This is a genomic window from Micromonospora noduli (assembly GCF_003264475.1).
Taxonomy (GTDB): Bacteria; Actinomycetota; Actinomycetes; order Mycobacteriales; family Micromonosporaceae; genus Micromonospora; species Micromonospora noduli.
In genome coordinates, this window is sequence record NZ_PYAC01000023.1 from 96094 (window position 1) to 114102 (window position 18009).

Annotated in this window: 22 protein-coding genes; 8 read left to right on the plus strand and 14 right to left on the minus strand. The window is 72.6% G+C overall.

What is annotated here, in order from left to right:
- Positions 1–10: 10 nt before the first annotated feature.
- Genes MED15_RS22515 through MED15_RS22525 form a run of 3 tightly spaced genes read right to left on the minus strand, consistent with a single transcriptional unit; the run spans position 11 to position 2410 of the window.
- Positions 11–952, minus strand: coding sequence for a MerR family transcriptional regulator (locus tag MED15_RS22515; protein ID WP_112699319.1), 942 nt, complete (start codon positions 950–952; stop codon positions 11–13).
- Positions 953–985: 33 nt separating this feature from the next.
- Positions 986–1843 carry an alpha/beta fold hydrolase gene (locus tag MED15_RS22520; protein WP_112736865.1) on the minus strand — a complete coding sequence of 286 codons (858 nt, stop codon included), beginning with the start codon at positions 1841–1843 and terminating at the stop codon, positions 986–988.
- 3 nt (positions 1844–1846) lie between these two features.
- The gene (locus tag MED15_RS22525) at positions 1847–2410 is read right to left on the minus strand and encodes a dihydrofolate reductase family protein (RefSeq protein WP_112604469.1); all 564 of its coding nucleotides are present in this window, start codon (positions 2408–2410) and stop codon (positions 1847–1849) included.
- 150 nt (positions 2411–2560) lie between these two features.
- Between MED15_RS22525 and MED15_RS22530 the strand changes: the two genes are divergently transcribed.
- Both MED15_RS22530 and MED15_RS22535 read left to right on the plus strand, forming a co-directional pair.
- On the plus strand, positions 2561–2821 hold the full coding sequence (locus tag MED15_RS22530) for a DUF5522 domain-containing protein (protein ID WP_112699321.1): 261 nt from the start codon (positions 2561–2563) through the stop codon (positions 2819–2821).
- A 92-nt stretch (positions 2822–2913) separates the two neighbouring features.
- Complete coding sequence (locus MED15_RS22535) at positions 2914–3462, plus strand: hypothetical protein (RefSeq protein ID WP_091400566.1); 549 nt, start codon at positions 2914–2916, stop codon at positions 3460–3462.
- Between the two features lie 19 nt (positions 3463–3481).
- On the opposite strand, the gene MED15_RS22540 is transcribed toward MED15_RS22535, so the two are convergent.
- Positions 3482–4171, minus strand: a complete 690-nt coding sequence (locus MED15_RS22540; protein WP_091400569.1) for an iron-dependent transcriptional repressor DtxR — start codon at positions 4169–4171, stop codon at positions 3482–3484.
- A gap of 100 nt (positions 4172–4271) precedes the next feature.
- Here MED15_RS22540 and MED15_RS22545 point away from each other — a divergent pair, with 100 nt between their 5' ends.
- Genes MED15_RS22545 through MED15_RS22555 form a run of 3 tightly spaced genes read left to right on the plus strand, consistent with a single transcriptional unit; the run spans position 4272 to position 8942 of the window.
- The gene (locus tag MED15_RS22545) at positions 4272–5132 is read left to right on the plus strand and encodes a sulfurtransferase (RefSeq protein ID WP_112586794.1); all 861 of its coding nucleotides are present in this window, start codon (positions 4272–4274) and stop codon (positions 5130–5132) included.
- 48 nt (positions 5133–5180) lie between these two features.
- The gene (locus tag MED15_RS22550; protein ID WP_112586724.1) at positions 5181–6362 is read left to right on the plus strand and encodes an acetoin utilization protein AcuC; all 1182 of its coding nucleotides are present in this window, start codon (positions 5181–5183) and stop codon (positions 6360–6362) included.
- A 24-nt stretch (positions 6363–6386) separates the two neighbouring features.
- Positions 6387–8942 carry a bifunctional acetate--CoA ligase family protein/GNAT family N-acetyltransferase gene (locus MED15_RS22555; protein WP_112736867.1) on the plus strand — a complete coding sequence of 852 codons (2556 nt, stop codon included), beginning with the start codon at positions 6387–6389 and terminating at the stop codon, positions 8940–8942.
- A gap of 10 nt (positions 8943–8952) precedes the next feature.
- Here the strand turns inward: MED15_RS22555 and MED15_RS22560 are convergent, their stop codons facing one another.
- The 4 genes from MED15_RS22560 to sigB all read right to left on the minus strand — a co-directional run bounded on the left by MED15_RS22560 (position 8953) and on the right by sigB (position 11377).
- Complete coding sequence (locus tag MED15_RS22560) at positions 8953–9360, minus strand: VOC family protein (protein WP_112736869.1); 408 nt, start codon at positions 9358–9360, stop codon at positions 8953–8955.
- Positions 9357–9863, minus strand: coding sequence for an SRPBCC family protein (locus MED15_RS22565; protein ID WP_112699324.1), 507 nt, complete (start codon positions 9861–9863; stop codon positions 9357–9359). The genes MED15_RS22560 and MED15_RS22565 overlap by 4 nt, the downstream gene beginning before the upstream one ends.
- The gene (locus tag MED15_RS22570; RefSeq protein ID WP_112586796.1) at positions 9860–10237 is read right to left on the minus strand and encodes an ArsR/SmtB family transcription factor; all 378 of its coding nucleotides are present in this window, start codon (positions 10235–10237) and stop codon (positions 9860–9862) included. The genes MED15_RS22565 and MED15_RS22570 overlap by 4 nt, the downstream gene beginning before the upstream one ends.
- A gap of 123 nt (positions 10238–10360) precedes the next feature.
- Complete coding sequence (gene sigB / locus MED15_RS22575) at positions 10361–11377, minus strand: RNA polymerase sigma factor SigB (protein WP_112736871.1); 1017 nt, start codon at positions 11375–11377, stop codon at positions 10361–10363.
- Positions 11378–11610: 233 nt separating this feature from the next.
- On the opposite strand from sigB, the gene MED15_RS22580 reads away from it, so the two are divergent.
- Complete coding sequence (locus tag MED15_RS22580; protein WP_112736997.1) at positions 11611–12399, plus strand: sporulation protein; 789 nt, start codon at positions 11611–11613, stop codon at positions 12397–12399.
- Positions 12400–12426: 27 nt separating this feature from the next.
- Here the strand turns inward: MED15_RS22580 and dtd are convergent, their stop codons facing one another.
- Positions 12427–12849, minus strand: coding sequence for a D-aminoacyl-tRNA deacylase (gene dtd, locus MED15_RS22585; protein WP_112586732.1), 423 nt, complete (start codon positions 12847–12849; stop codon positions 12427–12429).
- Entirely contained in the window at positions 12849–14333 is a 1485-nt protein-coding gene (locus tag MED15_RS22590) for a DUF7782 domain-containing protein (RefSeq protein ID WP_181541691.1), read from the minus strand. The genes dtd and MED15_RS22590 overlap by 1 nt, the downstream gene beginning before the upstream one ends.
- Positions 14334–14428: 95 nt before the next feature.
- Between MED15_RS22590 and MED15_RS22595 the strand changes: the two genes are divergently transcribed.
- Complete coding sequence (locus MED15_RS22595; RefSeq protein WP_112725293.1) at positions 14429–15019, plus strand: HhH-GPD-type base excision DNA repair protein; 591 nt, start codon at positions 14429–14431, stop codon at positions 15017–15019.
- A gap of 9 nt (positions 15020–15028) precedes the next feature.
- Here the strand turns inward: MED15_RS22595 and MED15_RS22600 are convergent, their stop codons facing one another.
- Together MED15_RS22600 and MED15_RS22605 are read right to left on the minus strand one after the other, a co-directional pair.
- Complete coding sequence (locus MED15_RS22600; RefSeq protein WP_091400586.1) at positions 15029–15340, minus strand: hypothetical protein; 312 nt, start codon at positions 15338–15340, stop codon at positions 15029–15031.
- A gap of 17 nt (positions 15341–15357) precedes the next feature.
- Positions 15358–15642 (minus strand): hypothetical protein, encoded by a 285-nt coding sequence (locus MED15_RS22605; RefSeq protein WP_030489374.1) that lies wholly within the window; start codon positions 15640–15642, stop codon positions 15358–15360.
- Between the two features lie 104 nt (positions 15643–15746).
- Between MED15_RS22605 and MED15_RS22610 the strand changes: the two genes are divergently transcribed.
- Positions 15747–16106: a DUF3099 domain-containing protein gene (locus MED15_RS22610; RefSeq protein WP_208646708.1), complete on the plus strand. Its 360-nt coding sequence runs from the start codon at positions 15747–15749 to the stop codon at positions 16104–16106.
- A gap of 65 nt (positions 16107–16171) precedes the next feature.
- Here the strand turns inward: MED15_RS22610 and MED15_RS22615 are convergent, their stop codons facing one another.
- Together MED15_RS22615 and MED15_RS22620 are read right to left on the minus strand one after the other, a co-directional pair.
- On the minus strand, positions 16172–17071 hold the full coding sequence (locus MED15_RS22615; protein WP_112586736.1) for a carbohydrate kinase family protein: 900 nt from the start codon (positions 17069–17071) through the stop codon (positions 16172–16174).
- The gene (locus MED15_RS22620; protein ID WP_112586738.1) at positions 17068–18003 is read right to left on the minus strand and encodes a pseudouridine-5'-phosphate glycosidase; all 936 of its coding nucleotides are present in this window, start codon (positions 18001–18003) and stop codon (positions 17068–17070) included. Before MED15_RS22620 ends, MED15_RS22615 begins: the two co-directional genes overlap by 4 nt.
- Between the last annotated feature and the right edge of the window lie 6 nt (positions 18004–18009).

Below are 18009 nucleotides of genomic sequence, written 5' to 3' on the forward strand. Positions count from 1 at the left end.
CGCGGTCAGCTCAACGAGCCGGCTCGGGCATCCGGTGGCGCAGGGCCCGGATGAACCAGTCCACCGCTGGCACCGTCGCGTCGCCGGCGGACCAGCCGTTGAGCACCGCCAACAGGTCGAGGTAGCGGTCCCGGCGGGGGTCGTTGGCCGCCACCAGCCGTTCGAGCAACCGCCGACGCAGGTCGCCCTCGTCGGAGTGACCGTGCAGGCTCGCGTATCGGCTGGTGACGGCTGCGACCACCGGATCGGCGTCCGGGCTGCCCGGGTCGAGACCAGCGGCGAGGGCGGGGGCCACCGCGTCCCGGACCACCGCGACGGCGTCCGGGCGGGGCAGCCCCGGGACGTCGTGGTCGGCGGCGTGCTGTCGCGCCAGCCGCCGCATCCGGGCCCGGAACTCCGGCTCCCGGCACAGCTCGGCCAGCTCCAGCCACGCCTCGACCTGCTCGGTGCTGGGGTCGTCGGGAAGCTCAGGTGTCATCGAGACGATCACACCCGGGTATGCGGGCCGGTCGCCGAGGCCGGCGAAGACGCTGTCCAGGAAGTCGGCCACCAACTGCCCCCGTTCCCGGGTGGTGAGCCGGGCCAGCCGGTGCAGCTCGTCCACCTCGGCCGGGCCCGACCCACGCCTCGCCGCGGCGGTGAGCACCGCCTGGCGCAGCCGCAGCACCCGGATCTGCACGGCCAACGCCTCGGCGTGCGCGGCGGCGACCTCGGGCAGGGGTACCTCGTGATCGACCACCCGCCGGATGGTGGCCAGGTCCAGGCCCAGGTCACGCAGCGTCCGAACCAGCTCCAACCGGGCCACGGCCGCCGGGCCGTACCGCCGGTATCCGGCCGGGCTCCGGTCCGTCGGCGGTACGACCCCGCTGTCGGCGTAGTACCGGATGGTCTTGACGCTCAGGCCGGTCCGTCGGGCCAGGTCGCCGATCGTGTGAAACGTCTGCCCGCTCATGCCCCCACCCTCGCGTCTCCCCCCGGTGGAGACTCAAGCACCATCCGTACCGGCGAGGAACGCCGCGACCGTCGCGGTGAACGCCTCGGCGTCGTCCAGCCATGGGTAGTGCCCGCCGCCCGGCTGAACTACCAGCTCGGCGCGGGGGATCAGCTCGGCGAACCGGGTCACCAGGCCCGGCGGTGCGGCCAGGTCGACCGCGCCGGCGAGCAGCAGCACCGGGCCTCGATGTGCGGCGAGCGCCGCACGGGTGGCCGGCGGATCGAAGGCACCTTCGGAGCTGAAGATCACTGCCAGCTCCTCGTTGCGCTGACCGGACTCCGCGGCCTGGTGGACCTGAGCGGCCGTGTCCCACCGGCCGTACAAGAACGGCGCGATCTCCTGCTTGGAGTCTGGCCCGGCCCGACCCGAGAGGATGGACTCCAACGCCGCCGCTGCCACCGGAAACCACGGCTCGCCGGCCCGGGCCTCGGTGACCTCCTGGCGCTGCGCGGCGGTCACCTCCAGCCCGACCGCTCGGATGCTCGGGTTGACCAGCGCGAGTCGGCCCACCCGATCGGGGTGCCGGGTCAGGTACTGCAGAGCCAGGTTGGCGCCGGCAGAGTGCCCGAGCAGATCCAGCCGGTCGAGGCCCAGATGCCCGCGCAGCGCCTCCACATCGTCGACCATGCGGTCGCAGCGGTACGTCGAGACGTCCGCCGGTGCCGCCGAACGACCGGTGCCTCGCGGATCGAGGATGACCAGCGTCCGGTGCGCGCGCAGACCGCCGAGGTCACCGAGGTACGCGGAGTCGCGCATCGGCCCGCCCGGCAGGCAGACCAGCGGGTCTCCGACTCCGACCGTCCGGTACGCGAGGGCGGTCCCGTCGATCGCGGTGAAGGTGGTGATCATCGGTCAGCGGACCCGCTCGTGGCGGAGCAGGACCACGCCGTTGCCGAAGACCCGGCTCTCCACCAGCCGCAGACCGGCCGGGGTCTCGGCGTCGGGGAAGAGTCGGCGGCCCCGACCGAGCAACACCGGGTGGATGTAGATCCGGTACTCGTCGATCAGGTCGTGCCGGGCGAACGTCGCGGCCAGGTCGGCCCCACCGAGCGCCAGGTCGCCGCCCGGTTCGGCGGTGAGCTTGCGGACCTGCTCGACGTCGACCTCGTGCACGACAGTGGCGTTCCAGTCGGCGTGGTCGAGGGTGCGCGAGTAGACGATCTTCGGCATGTCCCGCCAGATCCGGGCGAACTCGCGCTCCGGGCCGCTGGCGGTCGGGTCCTGATCGGCGGTCGGCCAGTAGGCGGCCATCAGCTCGTGGCTGACCCGGCCGCTGAGGAACCCGCCCATCGGGGCGATCACATCGTTGAAGTGCTGGTGCAATTCCTCGTCGACCTGGTGCCAGCCGATGTCGCCGCCCGGACCCTCGAAGAACCCGTCCAACGACAGACTCATCTGCACAACGATCTTTCGCATCGTTTCCCCTCCGTATGCGTCGACGGGTGTCAAACCCGATCGTCGTCGGACCGTACGACGAAACGACCGCTCGCCGCGACGACGCCGGGGCATGTCGCCGGATCCCAGGCGGCGGGAGGCCGACCACGAACCGTCCCTAGACTGCTGTGGGTGACCGGAGAGCGACGACCCCTGGCCGACCGGCCGCTCACCGAGCCGCACCCGTCCCGGCTGCCGTCCGAACACCCCGACCGAACCCGGATCCTCGCCGCGCACACCGCCGCGTTGGCCGCCGGTGAGGCCGGTTACCTCGACCCGGCGAGCGGGCTGTTCGTGCTCAGCGCCGGGTTCCTGGCCCGCCGCGGCACGTGCTGCGGGCGCGGCTGCCGGCACTGTCCGTACGTGGACGATCCACCCTCGGAACAGGCGTAGACGAGGACTTCCGCGCGACAGCGACACCCCGTACGGTGTCCGACGGACATGTGGCGGGCGCCTTCCGCCGTCGGTCGGCGAGAGGGTGGAGTGTGCGCGGGCGGATCGTGATCGCCGGGCTTGCCGGGCTGCTGGTGAGTGGCTGTGCCGACGAGGCGGAACCGGCGGCGGTGCCACCGCCGGTGCCGATCGCGGTGGACGTGGCGGCGGCCTCCTCGGGCGGTGCCTGCCGTCTGCTGGACTTCGCGGTGATCGAGCAGGTGGTGAAGGTCCGCTTCGACGTGGCGGCGGCCAGCGAACAGGGCGACACCCACACCTGTGTGGTCCGGGCCGCGGGTGCCACCCTGCCGGAGCTGACACTCAGCGTGACCGAGACCACTATCGACAAGGCCAGCTTCGGCGCGGACGTGGTGCCGGACAAGGCGGCGAAGGTCACCGGGCTGGGTCAGCAGGCGTACAAGCGGACCACCGCCGCGGCGAGCGGGCACGGGCCGGTCGCCGAGGTGGGCTGGCTGGCCGGCGACGGACGGCTGGCCACGGTGAGCTGGACCACGGCCCGTGGCAGTGAGCGCTCGGCGGTGGAGAAGCTGACCGGTGACCTGACGGCGTTGGCGAAAAAGGTGGACACCCGGGCGTTGTGACGCCCGGGTGCCCGATTGATCAGTTGGCGGCGACGAAGACCCGGGAGGCGACCTCGCGGGGCAGCCGCACCCGGTCACCGGAGCGGTCGATCGACACCCCGTCGCGCTCCTGGGCCACGGTCACCGTGGCACCCGGGTCGACACCAGCGGCGTGCAGTTGGCGCAGCACGTCGGCGTCCTTCTGCACGCTCTCGCAGATCCGGCGCACCACGACCGACCCGGAGAGGCCGGGGAAGGCCAGGTTGCGCTCGCCCTCGGCGGCCTCGGTGGTCTCCGCCGCCGGCGAACCCAGCTCCTGAAGCCCGGGGATCGGGTTGCCGTACGGGGAACGGGTCGGCCGGTTGAGCAGGTCGTAGACCCGCTTCTCCACCGCGTCGCTCATCACGTGCTCCCAACGGCAGGCCTCTTCGTGGGCCTCCTCGTAGGGCATGCCGATGACGTTGACCAGCAGCAGCTCGGCGAGGCGGTGCTTGCGCATCACGGACACGGCGCTGCCGCGACCCAGGGCGGTGAGCGTCAGGTGCCGGTCTCCCTCGACGGTGAGCAGGCCGTCGCGCTCCATCCGGGCGACGGTCTGGCTCACTGTGGGGCCACTCTGCTGCAGCCTCTCGGCGATCCGGGCACGCAGCGGTGGCACCCCCTCTTCTTCCAACTCGAGGATGGTGCGCAGGTACATTTCGGTCGTGTCGACCAGGTCGTGAGACTTCATGAGATCAGCGGCCCTCCGGTGCACGATGTTACCTCGGGGAACGGCTGGTGACCTTCGCCGAACCGCGTGCTGTCTACGCGGATGGTGTTGGATGGTCGCCATGTCCGGTACCCAGGAGCCGTTGGTCGAGGTCGACCGGCTCGTCGCCGAGCTCGACCAGGCCGATCCGCCCACCCTGCTCGACGTCCGTTGGCGGCTCATCGGCCCGCCCGGGCGCGACGACTACGTCGCCGGCCACCTGCCCGGGGCGGTCTTCGTCGACCTGGACACCGCGCTCTGCGGGGTGCCGGGCACCGGCGGTCGGCACCCGTTGCCCGACCCGGCCGCGTTGCAGGCCGCGCTACGGGCCGCCGGCGTCCGCGCCGGTCACCCCTTGGTGGTGTACGACGGCGGCGACGGCATGGCCGCCGCGCGGGCCTGGTGGACGCTGCGCTGGGCGGGTCACCGGCCGGTGCGCCTGCTGCACGGCGGCTACCCCGCCTGGGTCGCCGCCGGCCGGTCCGTCTCCACCGACGCGCCCGCCCCGACCCCCGGTGACGTCGTGGTGCGCCCCGGTGACCTCCCGGTGCTCGACGCCGGGCAGGCCGCCGCGCTGGCCGCCGCGGACGACGCCGTGCTGCTCGACGTACGGGCGGCGCCCCGCTACCGGGGCGAGGTCGAGCCGATCGACCCGGTGGCCGGGCACGTGCCGGGAGCGGCGAACCTGCCCGCCGGGGAGTACATCGGGCCGGACGGCCGTTTCCTGGCCGCCGACCTGCTGAGCGAGCGGTTCGCCGCCGCCGGGGTGACCGAGGGGCGGGCCGTCGGGGCGTACTGCGGCTCGGGGGTGACCGCCGCCCAGGCGGTGCTCGCGCTGCACCTGGCCGGCCGCACGGACGCCGCGCTCTACGTTGGATCGTGGAGCAACTGGGTGGCGGACCCGGCCCGACCGGTCGCCTCCGGGTCGACACCCGGCCGCTGACCTGCGCGTGCGGTGGGCCGGCGCCGATCCTCGTGCGACGATGGGCTCATGTCCGACGACACGGTTGTGGTGTGGGACGAGTCGCTGCTCGCCTACGACATGGGTGACCATCCACTCGACCCGGTCCGGGTGGAGCTGACCATCGCGCTCGCCCGCGAGCTGGGCATCCTGAGTCGGCCCGGGGTGCGCATGGTCAAGCCGGAGCCCGCCGACGATGCCCTGCTCACCAGGGTGCACGCGCCGGCCTACCTCGCCGCGGTGCGTAACGCGCCGCGCGACCCGCTCTTCGCCGGGTACGGGCTGGGCACCTCCGACAACCCGGTCTTCGAGGGTATGCACGAGTCCAGCGCGCTCATCGCCGGCGCGACGGTGGCCGCCGCCGAGGCGGTCTGGCGCGGCGACGCCCGGCGGGCGGTGAACGTGGCCGGTGGGCTGCACCACGCGATGTCCGCCCGAGCCTCCGGCTTCTGCGTCTACAACGACCCCGCGGTGGCCATCGCCCGCCTGCTCGACCTGGGCGCCGAGCGGGTCGCGTACGTGGACGTCGACGTGCACCACGGCGACGGAGTGCAGGACATCTTCTGGAACGACCCGCGCGTGCTGACGGTCAGCGTGCACGAGACCCCGCTGGCGCTCTTCCCGGGCACGGGTTTCCCGGACGAGACGGGTGGGCCGGGTGCGCAGGGCACCGCTGTCAACATGCCGTTGCCGCCCGGTGTCGACGACAGCGGCTGGCAGCGCGCGTTCCACGCGATAGTGCCGTCGGTGCTGCGCGCGTTCCGGCCGCAGGTGCTGGTCAGCCAGTGCGGCGCCGACGGGCACCGGTTGGATCCGCTCGCCGACCTGAACCTGACGGTGGACGGGCAGCGGGCCACCTACCTGGCGATGCGGGCGCTCGCCGACGAGCTGTGCGACGGCCGGTGGGTGGCCACCGGCGGCGGCGGGTACGCGCTCGTCGAGGTGGTGCCCCGGGCCTGGAGTCACCTGCTGGCCGTGGCCACCGGTGATCCGATCGATCCGGCCACGCTCACCCCACCCGCGTGGCGGGACCTGGTCGCCTCCCGAAATCTGGGCCGGGAGGTGCCGCTGCGGATGACCGACGACGCCGACCCGTCGTACGAGCCGTGGCAGCCGACCGGTGAGCCGAACGCGGTGGACCGGGCGATCGCGGCCACCCGCAAGACGGTCTTCCCGCTGCTCGGGCTCGACCCGCACGATCCACGGGACTGAGCCGGGCCGGGGGAGGGCGTTCCGGTGACGACCGTGAACCAGCCGGTCGACGTGCTGCTCAGCGATGGCAGCACCGTTCAGTTGCGACCGATCGACCCGGCCGACGCGCCGGGCATCGTGGCGATGCACAGCCGTTTCTCCGAGCGCACCCGCTACCTGCGGTACTTCTCGCCGTACCCGCGCATCCCGGAGCGGGATCTGATCCGTTTCGTCACAGTGGACCACCACGACCGGGAGGCGTTCGTGGTGCTGGCCGCCGACCAGATCGTCGCGGTCGGCCGGTACGAGCGGCTCGGCCCGCAGGCACCCGAGGCGGAGGTGGCCTTCGTGGTGGAGGACGCCTACCAGGGGCGTGGCATCGGCTCGGTGTTGATGGAGCACCTGGCCGACGCGGCCCGCCGCAACGACATCATGAGCTTCGTCGCGGAGGTGCTGCCGGCCAACGGGACGATGCTGCGGGTCTTCGCCGACTTCGGCTACCAGGTCCAGCGCGAGTACGCCGACGGCGTGGTCCACCTGAGCTTTCCCATCGCGCCCACCGAGGCCAGCCTGGAGGTGCAGCGCGGCCGGGAGCACCGCACCGAGGCCCGCTCAATTGCCCGGCTGCTCGCCCCACGCGGCATCGTCGTCTACGGCGCCAGCGCCACCGGCCAGGGCGTCGGCGCGGCGGTGCTCGGGCACCTGCGCGACGGCGGGTTCACCGGTGCGGTGGTGCCGGTGCATCCGAGCGCGTCGACAGTGGCGGGGCTGCCCGCGTACCCGTCGGCGGTTGAGGCCGGAGCGCCGGTGGACCTGGCCGTGGTGGCGGTCCCACCCGAGGCGGCGACAGCTGTGGTCGCCGACGCCGCCGCCGCCGGGGTGCACGGCCTGGTGGTCATCTCGGCCGGCTTCGCCGAGGCCGGCGCCGAGGGCGCGGCCACCCAGCGGGCACTGGTCCGCGCGGCGCACGCCGCCGGCATGCGGGTCGTCGGCCCGAACTGCCTGGGCGTGGCCAACACCAACCCGACGGTACGCCTCAACGCCACCCTCGCCCCGGCCTTGCCGCCGGCCGGCCGGGTCGGCATCTTCAGCCAGTCGGGTGCGTTCGGGGTGGCGCTGCTCGCCGAGGCGGACCGGCGGGGCCTCGGGCTGTCCAGCTTCGTCTCGGCCGGCAACCGGGCCGACGTCTCGGGAAACGACCTCCTGCAGTACTGGCAGGACGACCCCGGCACCGACGTGATCATGCTCTACCTGGAGACCTTCGGGAACCCGCGGAAGTTCGCCCGGTTGGCCCGGCGGATCGGCCGCGCCAAACCGGTCGTCGCGCTCGCCTCGCCGGCCCGCCCGCCCGGGGTCGGTGACGCCGCCGGGCCGGACGAGGTGGCGGTGGCGGCGCTCTTCGCCCAGTCCGGGGTGATTCGGGTGGACACCGTGCCGGAGCTGCTCGACGTGGGTGTGCTGCTGGCCAACCAGCCGTTGCCGGCCGGCGGCCGGGTCGGTGTGGTCGGCAACTCCTCGGCCCTCACCGGGCTCGCCGCGACCGCCTGCGCCGGGCACGGCCTGAGCGTGGCCGACGGTTACCCCCGCGACGTCGGGCCGAGCGCCGGTGCCGCCGAGTTCGCCGCCGCGCTCGCCGAGACGGCCGCCGACGAACGGGTGGACGCCCTGGTGGTGGTCTTCGCCCCGCCACTACCCGGCCAGCTCACCGAGGTGGACGCCGACGTGACCGCCGCGCTGCCGGCCGCCCTCGCGCTGGGCAAGCCGACAGTGGCGACGTTCCTGGTCGGGCGGCTGCCCCCGGGGGTGCCGGCGTACGGCGGCGTGGAGGAGGCGGTCCGCGCTCTCGCCCGCGCGCACCGCTACGCCGAGTGGCTTCGCCGCCCGCCCGGGGTGGCACCGGAGCTGCCCGGCCTCGATCGGGCTGCCGCGCAGGCCGCGCTCCGGGCCGACGCCACCGACCCGGGTGCGCTGCTGGCCGCGTACGGCATCGACGTGGTGGCCTCGGTGTCCGTCGACTCGGTCGACGCTGCTGTCGACGCGGCGGCGCGGCTGGGCTTCCCGGTGGCGCTCAAGGCGGCCGCCCCCGGGCTGCGGCACCGGCTCGACCTCGGCGCGGTCCGGCTGGACCTGCCCGACGAGCCGACCCTCCGCCGGGCGTACGCCGACCTGGCGGCGACGTTCGGCGCGGACGCGCTGGTCCAGCCGATGGTCCCGCCCGGCGTGGCCTGCGTGGTGGAGGTGGTGGAAGACCCCGCGTTCGGGCCGGTGGTCGGCTTCGGCCTGGGTGGGGTCGCCACCGAGCTGCTCGGCGATCGGGCCTGGCGGGCGGTGCCGCTGACCGACCGGGACGCGGCCGAGCTGGTTGACGAGCCTCGGGCGGCGCCGCTGCTGCGCGGGCACCGGGGGGCCGCGCCGGTCGACCGTGCGGCCCTGGCCGATCTGCTGCTGCGGGTGGGTCAGCTCGCCGACGAACAGCCCCGGGTGCGCTCGCTGACCCTCAACCCGGTGCTCGCCCGCCCGGATGGCATCTCGATCCTGCACGCGCAGGTGGGGGTGGGTGGCGTGGTCGCCCGCCCGGACACCGGCCCCCGCCGCCTGTGAGCGTGCCCGGTCAGGCGCGGCTGGAGATCTGCTGGACGCCCCAGGTGTTGCCGTCCGGGTCGGCGAAGAAGACGAAGCCGACGTTGTCCAGCGGATCCGGCACCGGCCGGGGGTTCTGACCCACCACCTGGATCTCGCTGACCTCCACACCCCGCCCGACCAGTTCCTCGTGGGCCCGCTTCAGGTCGGGCACCACCAGTTGCAGGCCCTTGAGTGAGCCGGGCGCCATCTGCGGGACGACGCCCTTACCGATCACGATCGAGCAGCCCGAGCCGGGCGGCGTCAGCTGGACGATGCGCGCGTCGTCATTGATGACGGTGTCGTGGTCCACCGTGAAGCCGAGCTGGTCGGCGTAGAACTTCTTCGACCGGTCGACATCGGAGACCGGCACGATCACCACTTCGAGTGTCCAGTTCATGGTTGCTCTCCTCGTATCGTCGTTGTGGATCGCAGCAGGTCGGCGAGCCGCGTGTAGCTCTGCCCGACCCCTCGGGTCATCGGGTAGCGCAGCACTGTGTCCCGCCCCTTCGCGGTGGCGTAGAGCAGCGTGGTGGTGACCGTCGTCCGACCGGCCAGTTCGGTGAACTCGTGGCTGACCAGCGTCTCGCCCGGATAGGACTGGTCGTCGAACAGCTCGGTGCAGGCCAGCCGGTGCGGTGGCTCGATCTGCCGGTAGACCCCAGCCTGGACCATCTGCGCACCCTCCGGGCCCTGCGACACGAACCGCCACCGTCCACCGATCCGCAGGTCGACGTCGCACTCCGTCAGCCTCCAGCCACGCGCGCCGTACCACCGGGTCAGCAGTTCGGGTCGGGTGAAGGCGGCGAACACCAGCTGTGCCGGTGCCTCGAACAGCCGACTCAACACGATCTCCCGATCACCCGGGGTGTGGACGACGAGCGGATCATCGAGGTTGGTCAACCGCCCGTTCCGTTCGGTCTGGCGGGTCGACGCTCGGTGCCGGTGCGGTCGACGGACTGGAGTTCGTCGAGCAGTGCGTCGAGGCGTTGGTAGCTTTCCGCCCAGTAGTCGCGGTAGTCGGCGAGCCAGGCTGTCGCCTCCCGCAGCGGTCGGGCCTCCAGGCGGCAGGGTCGGCGCTGGGCGTCCCGCCCCCGGCTGACGAGGCCAGCGCGTTCCAGCACCTTGAGGTGCTTGGAGATGGCCGGCTGGCTCATCGCGAAGGGTGCTGCCAGCTCTGTCACTGTCGCCTCCCCGGCCGCGAGCCGGGCGAGGATGGCCCGCCGGGTCGGGTCGGCCAGCGCCGCGAAGGTCGCGTCCAGCAGTTCGGTGCCCACCACGTATAACCTCCTGGTTTTATAACCACATGGTTTTTATCGTGGATGGGGTCGCCGGTCAAGCACTTCGACAGCACGGAAGGCCCCGGCGAACCGCCGGGGCCTTCCGTGGGAACCGGTGCGTCAGCAGGCGTACGCCTCCAGGCGCTGGGCCCGCTCCGGGGCGCGCAGCTTCAGCAGCGTCACCTTCTCGATCTGCCGGATCCGCTCCCGGGACAGGCCGAACTCCCGGCCGACCTCGTCCAGGGTGCGCTGGCGGCCGTCGTCCAGGCCGAACCGGAGGCGGATGACCGCCTGTTCCCGCTGGGACAGGGTGGAGAGCACGATGCTGACCTCGTTGCGCAGCTCGCCCTGGGCGGCGGCGTCGCCCGGCTCGGTGCGCGGGTCCACCGAGGCCACGAAGTCGCCGAGCGCGCTCTCACCGTCGTCGCCGACGGCCTGGTCCAGGCTGACCGGTTCCCGGTCGTAGGAGATCAGCTCGATGACCTGGATCTCGGGGATCTCCAGTGCGTGGGCCACCTCGGCGACCGTCGGCTCGCGGCCCAGCGTCACCGCCAGTTCGCGGCGGGCCCGAACCATCCGGTTGACCTGCTCGACCATGTGCACGGGGATGCGGATGGTGCGGGCCTGGTCGGCCATGGCGCGGGTGATGGCCTGTCGGATCCACCAGGTGGCGTACGTGGAGAACTTGTAGCCCTTGGCGTAGTCGAACTTCTCCACCGCCCGGATCAGACCGAGGTTGCCCTCCTGAATCAGGTCGAGAAACGCCATGCCACGGCCGGTGTAGCGCTTGGCGATGCTGACCACCAGCCGCAGGTTCGCCTCCAACAGGTGGTCCTTGGCCGCCCGACCCTCCGCGACGATCAGCTCCAGGTCGGCTCGCAGCTCCGCGGAAACCGGGGTGCAGGTGGCCAGCTTCTCGTCGGCGAACAGGCCGGCCTCGATGCGCCGGGCCAGGTCGACCTCCTGCGCGGCGGTCAGCAGCTTCGTCCGGCCGATTCCGTTGAGGTAAGCCCGGACCAGGTCGGTGGAGATGCCGCGCTCGTCGGTGGCGTCCAGGTCGACGAGGGCCTCGGGGGCTCCGTCAGTGTCGGTCGTGGTAGCCGGGCGCGTCCGGTGTTCCGTCATCTGAAGGACCATCTCTGTCTCTCCCCGTTTCCACGTCGGTGCCGTGTTCCCGGCCCAGTGGCGCCGGTGTGAACAACAGCTTGGCGGGCGGGGCGTAAAACGGGAGTGAGGCGATCGGGCACCCGACAGGAATCGCGTCGGATCGCTGGTGCGGTGTGTCACCGGAGTGTGTGGTTGCCCGCCCCGGCTACGTTGCGGACGGCCGGCCATCTCTGGTCGGCCGGAAACGACAGTTGGAGGACGGTGTGGTCTTCAAGCGGCTCATGAAGGCGATGGGCGTCGGTGGTCCGTCGGTGGAGACGGTGCTGGCCAACGCGAACTGCCGCCCGGGCGGCCAACTGGAGGGCCGGATCCAGGTGCTGGGCGGCGACCACCAGGTCGACATCGACCACGTCGCCCTCGGCCTGGTCACCTGGGTCGAGGTGGAGAGCGGCGACAACGACTACGACACCACTCAGGAGTTCCACCGCCAGCAGGTCACCGGCGCGTTCCGGCTGGAGCCGGGGCAGCGCTACGACCTTCCGTTCCGCTTCGACGTGCCGTGGGAGACACCGGTCACCGAGCTGTACGGGCAGCACCTGCACGGAATGACGATGGGCCTGCGTACCGAGCTGGAGGTAGCCCGCGCGGTCGACAAGGGTGACCTGGACGCCGTGTCGGTGCACCCGCTACCGGCGCAGGAGCGACTGCTGGACGCGCTGCTGCGGCTGGGCTTCCGGTTCGCGCGCGCCGATGTGGAACGTGGTCACATCTACGGCGTACGCCAGACGTTGCCGTTCTACCAGGAGATTGAGTTCAGCCCGGCACCGCAGTACGCCCGCTCGATCAACCAGTTGGAGGTCACCTTCATCGCCGACGCGCAGCAGATGCAGGTGGTGCTGGAGGTCGACAAGCGCGGCGGTGTCTTCACCGAGGGCCGGGACGCCTTCGGCCGGTTCACTGTCGATCAGGCCACCGCCGACCGCACCGACTGGACCGCCGAACTCGACAACTGGCTCCGCCAGTCCCTGTCCCGCCGAGGCCTCTTCTCCTAACCCCACCCGGCAGATCACCGCTGTTGGTCAGAGGTCCAGGAGGAGGGTTTGGGGGCCGATGTTGGTGCTCTCCACCAGCATGTGGGTGCGGAAGCGACCGGTCTCCACCTTCGCTCCCCGTTCGCGTAGGGCGTCGACCACCGCTGTCACCAGTGGCTCGGCGACCTCGGCGGGGGCGGCGGCGGTCCAGCTCGGTCGGCGGCCCTTGCGGACGTCGCCGTAGAGGGTGAACTGGCTGACCACCAGGATCGGCGCGCCGGTGTCGGCGGCGGACCGCTCGCCGTCGAGGATGCGTACCTCGTGCACCTTGCGGGCCATCGTCTGAGCGGTCTCCGCGGTGTCGGAGTGGGTCACGCCGAGCAGCACCAGCAGGCCGTTCTCGATGGCGCCGACCACCTCGCCGTCCACCGTCACGCTGGCCCGCCCGACGGTCTGCACCACCGCTCGCATCAGGCGCTCACCGGCTCGATGAAGCCGCGCTCCACCAGGTGCGCCACGATCGGGCCGGCGGCCTCGGCCATCTCGTCGGGCTCGACGTCGTGCGCGGCGGCGAGCAGGGCGAGCTGGTCACGCAGCGGCAGCCGGCCGTCGGCGCCGCCGACCAGCGCCAGCACCAGCGGGTCGATCTCCTCGGTCCAGCGCAGGCCGTGCGGCATCGCGAGGACCTGCCGGTTAACCCCCCAGCCCTCGTCGCCCATGGTGGCCTCCTGTCGCAGCTGGAGGCCCTCGGCGGCCCGGTAGCGCTCGGCGAGCAACGCCTCGGTGTCGCGTACCCGGAGAAAGTCCTGGCGGTCGAACCAGGCGGCGACCTGGTCGCCCAGCGGTGGCTGCACCCGCTGGCGCAGATCCTCCACCCGGACCACCGGGTCGGCGTGCCCGCTCCGACGCAGTGACACGATGCCGAAGCCGATGCCCTCCACCTTGTGCGCGTCGAACCAGTCCAGCCAGGCGGCCATCCGCTGCGGGTCGGCGGTCTCGCCGACGTCGGTGAGCCACAGGTCGACGTACGCCATCGGGTCGGCCACCTCGCGCTGGATCACCCAGGCGTCCAGGTCGGTCCCGGCGAACCAGCCGGCCACCCGCTCGTCCCACTCCTCGCCGGCGACGTGCACCCAGTTCGCCAGGTACTGCATGGTGCCGCCCTCGGTGAGCAGGCCCGGGGCGGCGGCGGCCAGTTCTGCGCCGATCGCGTCACCGACCCGGCCGGAGTCGCGGTACACGTGCGTGGTCGTGCCCGGGCCGACCACGAACGGTGGGTTGCTCACCACCAGGTCGAACCGCCGACCGGCCACCGGGGCGACCAGGTCGCCGCGGAGCAGCTCCCAGTCCTGACCGTTGAGGGCGGCGGTGGTCGCGGCGAAGCGCAGTGCCCGCTCGGAGAGGTCGGTGGCGGTCACCGACCTGGCGTGGGTGCCCAGGTGCAGGGCCTGGATGCCGGAGCCGGTGCCCAGGTCCAGTGCGGTGTCGACCGGCCGGCGCATTGTCGCGCCGATCAGGGTGTGGGTCGCCCCGCCGACGCCGAGGACGTGCTCGGCGTGCAACGGGCGACCCGGGCGGGCACTGGCCGGCACGTCGGCGAGCACCCACCAGTCCTCGCCGTACGGCTCCAGGTCGATGCCGGCACGCAGGCCGTCGCCGTACCGCTCGACCAGCCCGCCGGCCAGGGCCTCGGCCAGGCTCAGTGGCGCCAGCGCGGCGGTCACCGCCACCTCCGACTCGGTCTGGGCGCAGATGAACAGCCGGATCAGGGTGCCGAGCGGGTCGCCGTCCCCGGTGGCCAGCAGCGCGGCCCGGTAGTCGTTGCGGGCGACAGCCGCGGTCGCCTGGGCGCCCAGCCGCTCGGCGATGCCGTGACTGGTGAATCCGGTCCGGGTCAGTGCGGTGCGCAGCGCGTCGACGCCGGCGGGGGAGAGCAGCATGTCGTGTTCGTCCACCCCGACATCCTGCCTCCCGTTGGGTCCCGGGTCAGCGTCACCCGCCGGAAGGTGTCGGAGCGTCGGTGTCCGCCCGGTTCGGTACGCCAGGCAGGATGGTCCGCATGACGCTTGTCCTGCCCATCGACCCGGAGGCCAACCGGCTGCTGGAACGCAGCCCGCTGGCCCTGCTGGTCGGCATGGTTCTCGATCAACAGGTGCCGATGGAGAAGGCGTTCTCGTCGCCGTACGTGCTCCAGCAGCGGCTCGGCCATGAGCTGGACGCGGCGGAGCTGGCCGGGTACGACCCGGAGGCCCTGGTCGCGCTCTTCGCCCAGCCGCCCGCGCTGCACCGGTTCCCGAAGGCCATGGCGGCCCGGGTGCAGGAGGTCTGCCAGGTGCTGGTGGAGCGCTACGACGGTGACGCGGCGCTGCTCTGGGCGGAGGTTGCCGATGGGCCGGAGCTGCTGCGCCGGGTCGCCGCGCTGCCCGGCTTCGGCAAGCAGAAGGCGCAGATCTTCGTGGCCCTGCTCGGCAAGCGGTTCGGAGTGACCCCGCAGGACTGGCGGAAGGCAGCCGGAGACTACGGCGACCCGGGCGCGTACCGGTCGGTGGCCGACGTCACCGACGCCGATTCGCTGCGTCGGGTGCGGGAGTTCAAGCAGCAGATGAAGGCGGCGGCCAAGGCAAAGACGACAGGCGGCTGAGCCGTCTGCTCAGGCGGCGGTGGGGTGCGCCAGCGAGGCCAGGGCGCGCCGGACGTCGGCCAGCGAGACGGTCGCCGAGTCGTCCAGGTCGGCCAGGCCGGCCTCGATCCACTGGCGCATCAGCGTGGTGACCCCGATGCCCCGGGCGTCGGCGGCGGCGCGGACCCGCTCGTAGGTGTCCAGTGGCAGCCGCACCGAGCGGCTCACCATCGGCACGTCGCTGTCGGGGGTGGGCAGCTCCGCCGCCGGGCTCTCGTCGATCAGCTCGGCGATTCGCTCGCCGCCGTCGTGGAACTGCTTGGTCGCGTCGTTACGGTGCATCGTCACGGCCTCCTCATCTACCGAGATCTCCGCACGGCCTCGTCATAGCGCTTGGACTCGACGTCGCTCAACTCGCGGGCGGAGAGAATGTCCCAGTCGTTGTCGGTGCCATCGGCCTCGGCGAGCAGCACCGCCAGCCGGCGGCCCCGACGGGCGGCGGCGTAGACCACCATCACGTCGTCACCCAGATGACGGATGACCCGTCGGGCGCTGTGCAGCGCCTCCCAGACTTCCCCGGGTGTGACGTCGTAGACCCTCAGGTTGGCCAACGCCTCGTCGGTGAAGCTGAACCTGCTGCCCACATCGCGGAGCGTACCACGGGCGTAACACGCGGCGGGATGACTCGAAGTTCGCTGATCACGGCCCCGCGGTGACAGGATGAGGCGTAACCCCCTCGAGGAGGTCCATGGTGAAGCGTCAGGCGTACCAGCCGATTCTGATCACCGACGCCTCGCGCAGCCAGGGTGATCAGCTCAACAGCCGTCAGCGCCGCTATGTCCTGATGATGGGCATCCGGGTGGCCTGCATCATTGTCGGCGCGATCCTGGTCGGTGCGAACGCCCCACTGCTCTGGCTCTGGCTGCCGTTGTGCGCCCTCGGCATGGTGCTCATCCCCTGGCTGGCCGTGCTGCTGGCCAACGACCGGCCGCCGAAGGAAGAGCACCGGCTGGCCAACCGGTTCCACCGCCGGCACACTGACGACACCCCGTCGATGAGCCTCACCGCCGAGGAGCGCCCACACAAGGTCATCGACGTCGAACCCTGACCCGCGAACGGGCCAGGGTTCGATAGGTCACGACCGCGCCGTGCCCGGTGGCCGTGTGCCGGCCGCTACGCCTGTGGCCGAGCCCCGGCGGTGGAGACGGCGAGCGCACCCAGGTCGGTGGCGCGGCTCAGTGCCGCGGCCGGCGTGGCACCGGCGAGCCACGCGGTGAGCAGACCGGCCGCGAAGGCGTCGCCCGCGCCCGTGACGTCCACCACCGCCACCCGGCTGGCCGGAGCCACGCAGACCGGGGTGGTGCGGTCCACCCAGACCGCGCCGGCCGCGCCACGCTTCACCACCACCCGACGGGCCGTCGCCGACAGCGCCCGCCCCTGCGCCGCCGGGTCCAGCCCGCCGGCCAGCACCGTGGCCTCGTCCGCGTTGACCAGGAGCAGGTCGATGTCGCGTACCCAACTCAGGAACGCCGCCGCGCCGACCCGCCGCAACGGCGCCGCGGAGGCCGCGTCGACGCTGATGGTGAGCCCGCGCTCGCGGGCAGCGGCCAACGCCCGCAGCCCCGCGCCGCGCGACTCCGCGTCCAACAGGGTGTACGCGGACAGGTGCAGATGCCCAGCGCCGGGCGCCGCCGCGAGGGCCTGCTCCACGTGCGCGGCGCTCAGCCGCAGGTTCGCGCCCCGCTGGCTGACCATGGTGCGCTCGTCGTCGGCGGCCAACACGATGACAGTGCCGGTCGGGGCGCCCTCGACCCGCTCGATGGCGCAGTCGACGCCCGCCCGCTCCAGCTCGGCCACCCGGTCCCGCCCGGCGTCGTCGTCACCGACGGCACCGACGAGCGTGACGTCCACCCGCTGCGCGGCGACCCAGGCGGCGGTGTTGGCCGCCTGACCGCCGCCGCCGAGACTGATCGCGGCTCCGGTGTCCGAGCCGGCAGCGAGCGGCCCGGACAACACGGCGACCACATCGGTGATCACGTCCCCGACGACGACCACCCGGGCCGGTCGGGTCATGCCGGGACGGCGGTGCCGCGGGCCACCGAGGCGACCGCGATCCGCGCGGCCAGGTCGGCGTTGCGCAGGATGATCCGAACGTTCACCGCCAGGCTCGCGCCCTCGGTGGCCGAGTGGAAGTGCGCGAGCAGGTACGGGGTGACGGCCTTTCCGGTGATCCCGTCCCGCTCCAGCAGGGCCAGGCCCTCGGTGAGCGTCCGGTCGTGCAGCTCCGGGTCGAGCTGCTCGTCGACCGGCAGCGGGTTGGCGATGAGCAGCCCGCCGGTGTGCACGGCGTGCTCGTCGCGGGCGGCGAGCACGGCGGCGACCTGCTCCGGCGAGTCCACCGACCAGTCCAGGTCGAAGCCGGCGTCGGTGAGGTAGAAGCCGGGGAACCGGCGGGTGCGGTAACCGACCACCGCGACCCCGAGGGTCTCCAGGCGCTCCAGGGTCGCGCCCACGTCGAGGATCGACTTGACCCCGGCGCAGACCACAGCGATCGGGGTCTGCGCCAGGGTGACCAGGTCCGCCGACTCGTCGAAGGTGTGCGCGGCCTCCCGGTGCACCCCACCCAGCCCGCCGGTGGCGAACACGCCGATGCCGGCGGCGGCGGCCACCGCGCTGGTCGCGGCCACCGTGGTCGCGCCGTCAGCGCCGGTCGCGGCAGCCACCGCGAGGTCGCGGACGGAGAGCTTCGTCACCCCGTCGACGGTGGCCAGCCGGGTCAGCTGCGCGTCGTCCAGGCCGACCACCAGCTCGCCGGCGATCATGCCGATCGTCGCCGGAACGGCCCCGGCGTCCCGAACCGTTCGCTCGATCTCCCTGGCCACCCGCAGGTTCTCCGGTCGGGGCAGACCGTGCGAGACGATGGTGCTCTCCAGCGCGACGACGGGCCGGCCGTCGCGCAGGGCTTCGGCGACCTCGGTGCCGTAGCTGATGCGAAAGTCAGTCACACGGGC

What these genes read in the sequence shown, in the direction of transcription:
- MED15_RS22595 (WP_112725293.1), top strand. Translation starts at nt 14,429, where the DNA reads ATGGTCCGCATGACGCTTGTCCTGCCCATCGACCCGGAGGCCAACCGG.
- MED15_RS22540 (WP_091400569.1), bottom strand. Translation starts at nt 4,171, where the DNA reads ATGAAGTCTCACGACCTGGTCGACACGACCGAAATGTACCTGCGCACC.
- MED15_RS22550 (WP_112586724.1), top strand. Translation starts at nt 5,181, where the DNA reads ATGTCCGACGACACGGTTGTGGTGTGGGACGAGTCGCTGCTCGCCTAC.
- MED15_RS22610 (WP_208646708.1), top strand. Translation starts at nt 15,747, where the DNA reads ATGGTGAAGCGTCAGGCGTACCAGCCGATTCTGATCACCGACGCCTCG.
- MED15_RS22545 (WP_112586794.1), top strand. Translation starts at nt 4,272, where the DNA reads ATGTCCGGTACCCAGGAGCCGTTGGTCGAGGTCGACCGGCTCGTCGCC.
- MED15_RS22520 (WP_112736865.1), bottom strand. Translation starts at nt 1,843, where the DNA reads ATGATCACCACCTTCACCGCGATCGACGGGACCGCCCTCGCGTACCGG.
- sigB (WP_112736871.1), bottom strand. Translation starts at nt 11,377, where the DNA reads ATGGTCCTTCAGATGACGGAACACCGGACGCGCCCGGCTACCACGACC.
- dtd (WP_112586732.1), bottom strand. Translation starts at nt 12,849, where the DNA reads ATGCGAGCGGTGGTGCAGACCGTCGGGCGGGCCAGCGTGACGGTGGAC.
- MED15_RS22525 (WP_112604469.1), bottom strand. Translation starts at nt 2,410, where the DNA reads ATGCGAAAGATCGTTGTGCAGATGAGTCTGTCGTTGGACGGGTTCTTC.
- MED15_RS22515 (WP_112699319.1), bottom strand. Translation starts at nt 952, where the DNA reads ATGAGCGGGCAGACGTTTCACACGATCGGCGACCTGGCCCGACGGACC.
- MED15_RS22615 (WP_112586736.1), bottom strand. Translation starts at nt 17,071, where the DNA reads ATGACCCGACCGGCCCGGGTGGTCGTCGTCGGGGACGTGATCACCGAT.
- MED15_RS22560 (WP_112736869.1), bottom strand. Translation starts at nt 9,360, where the DNA reads ATGAACTGGACACTCGAAGTGGTGATCGTGCCGGTCTCCGATGTCGAC.
- MED15_RS22600 (WP_091400586.1), bottom strand. Translation starts at nt 15,340, where the DNA reads ATGCACCGTAACGACGCGACCAAGCAGTTCCACGACGGCGGCGAGCGA.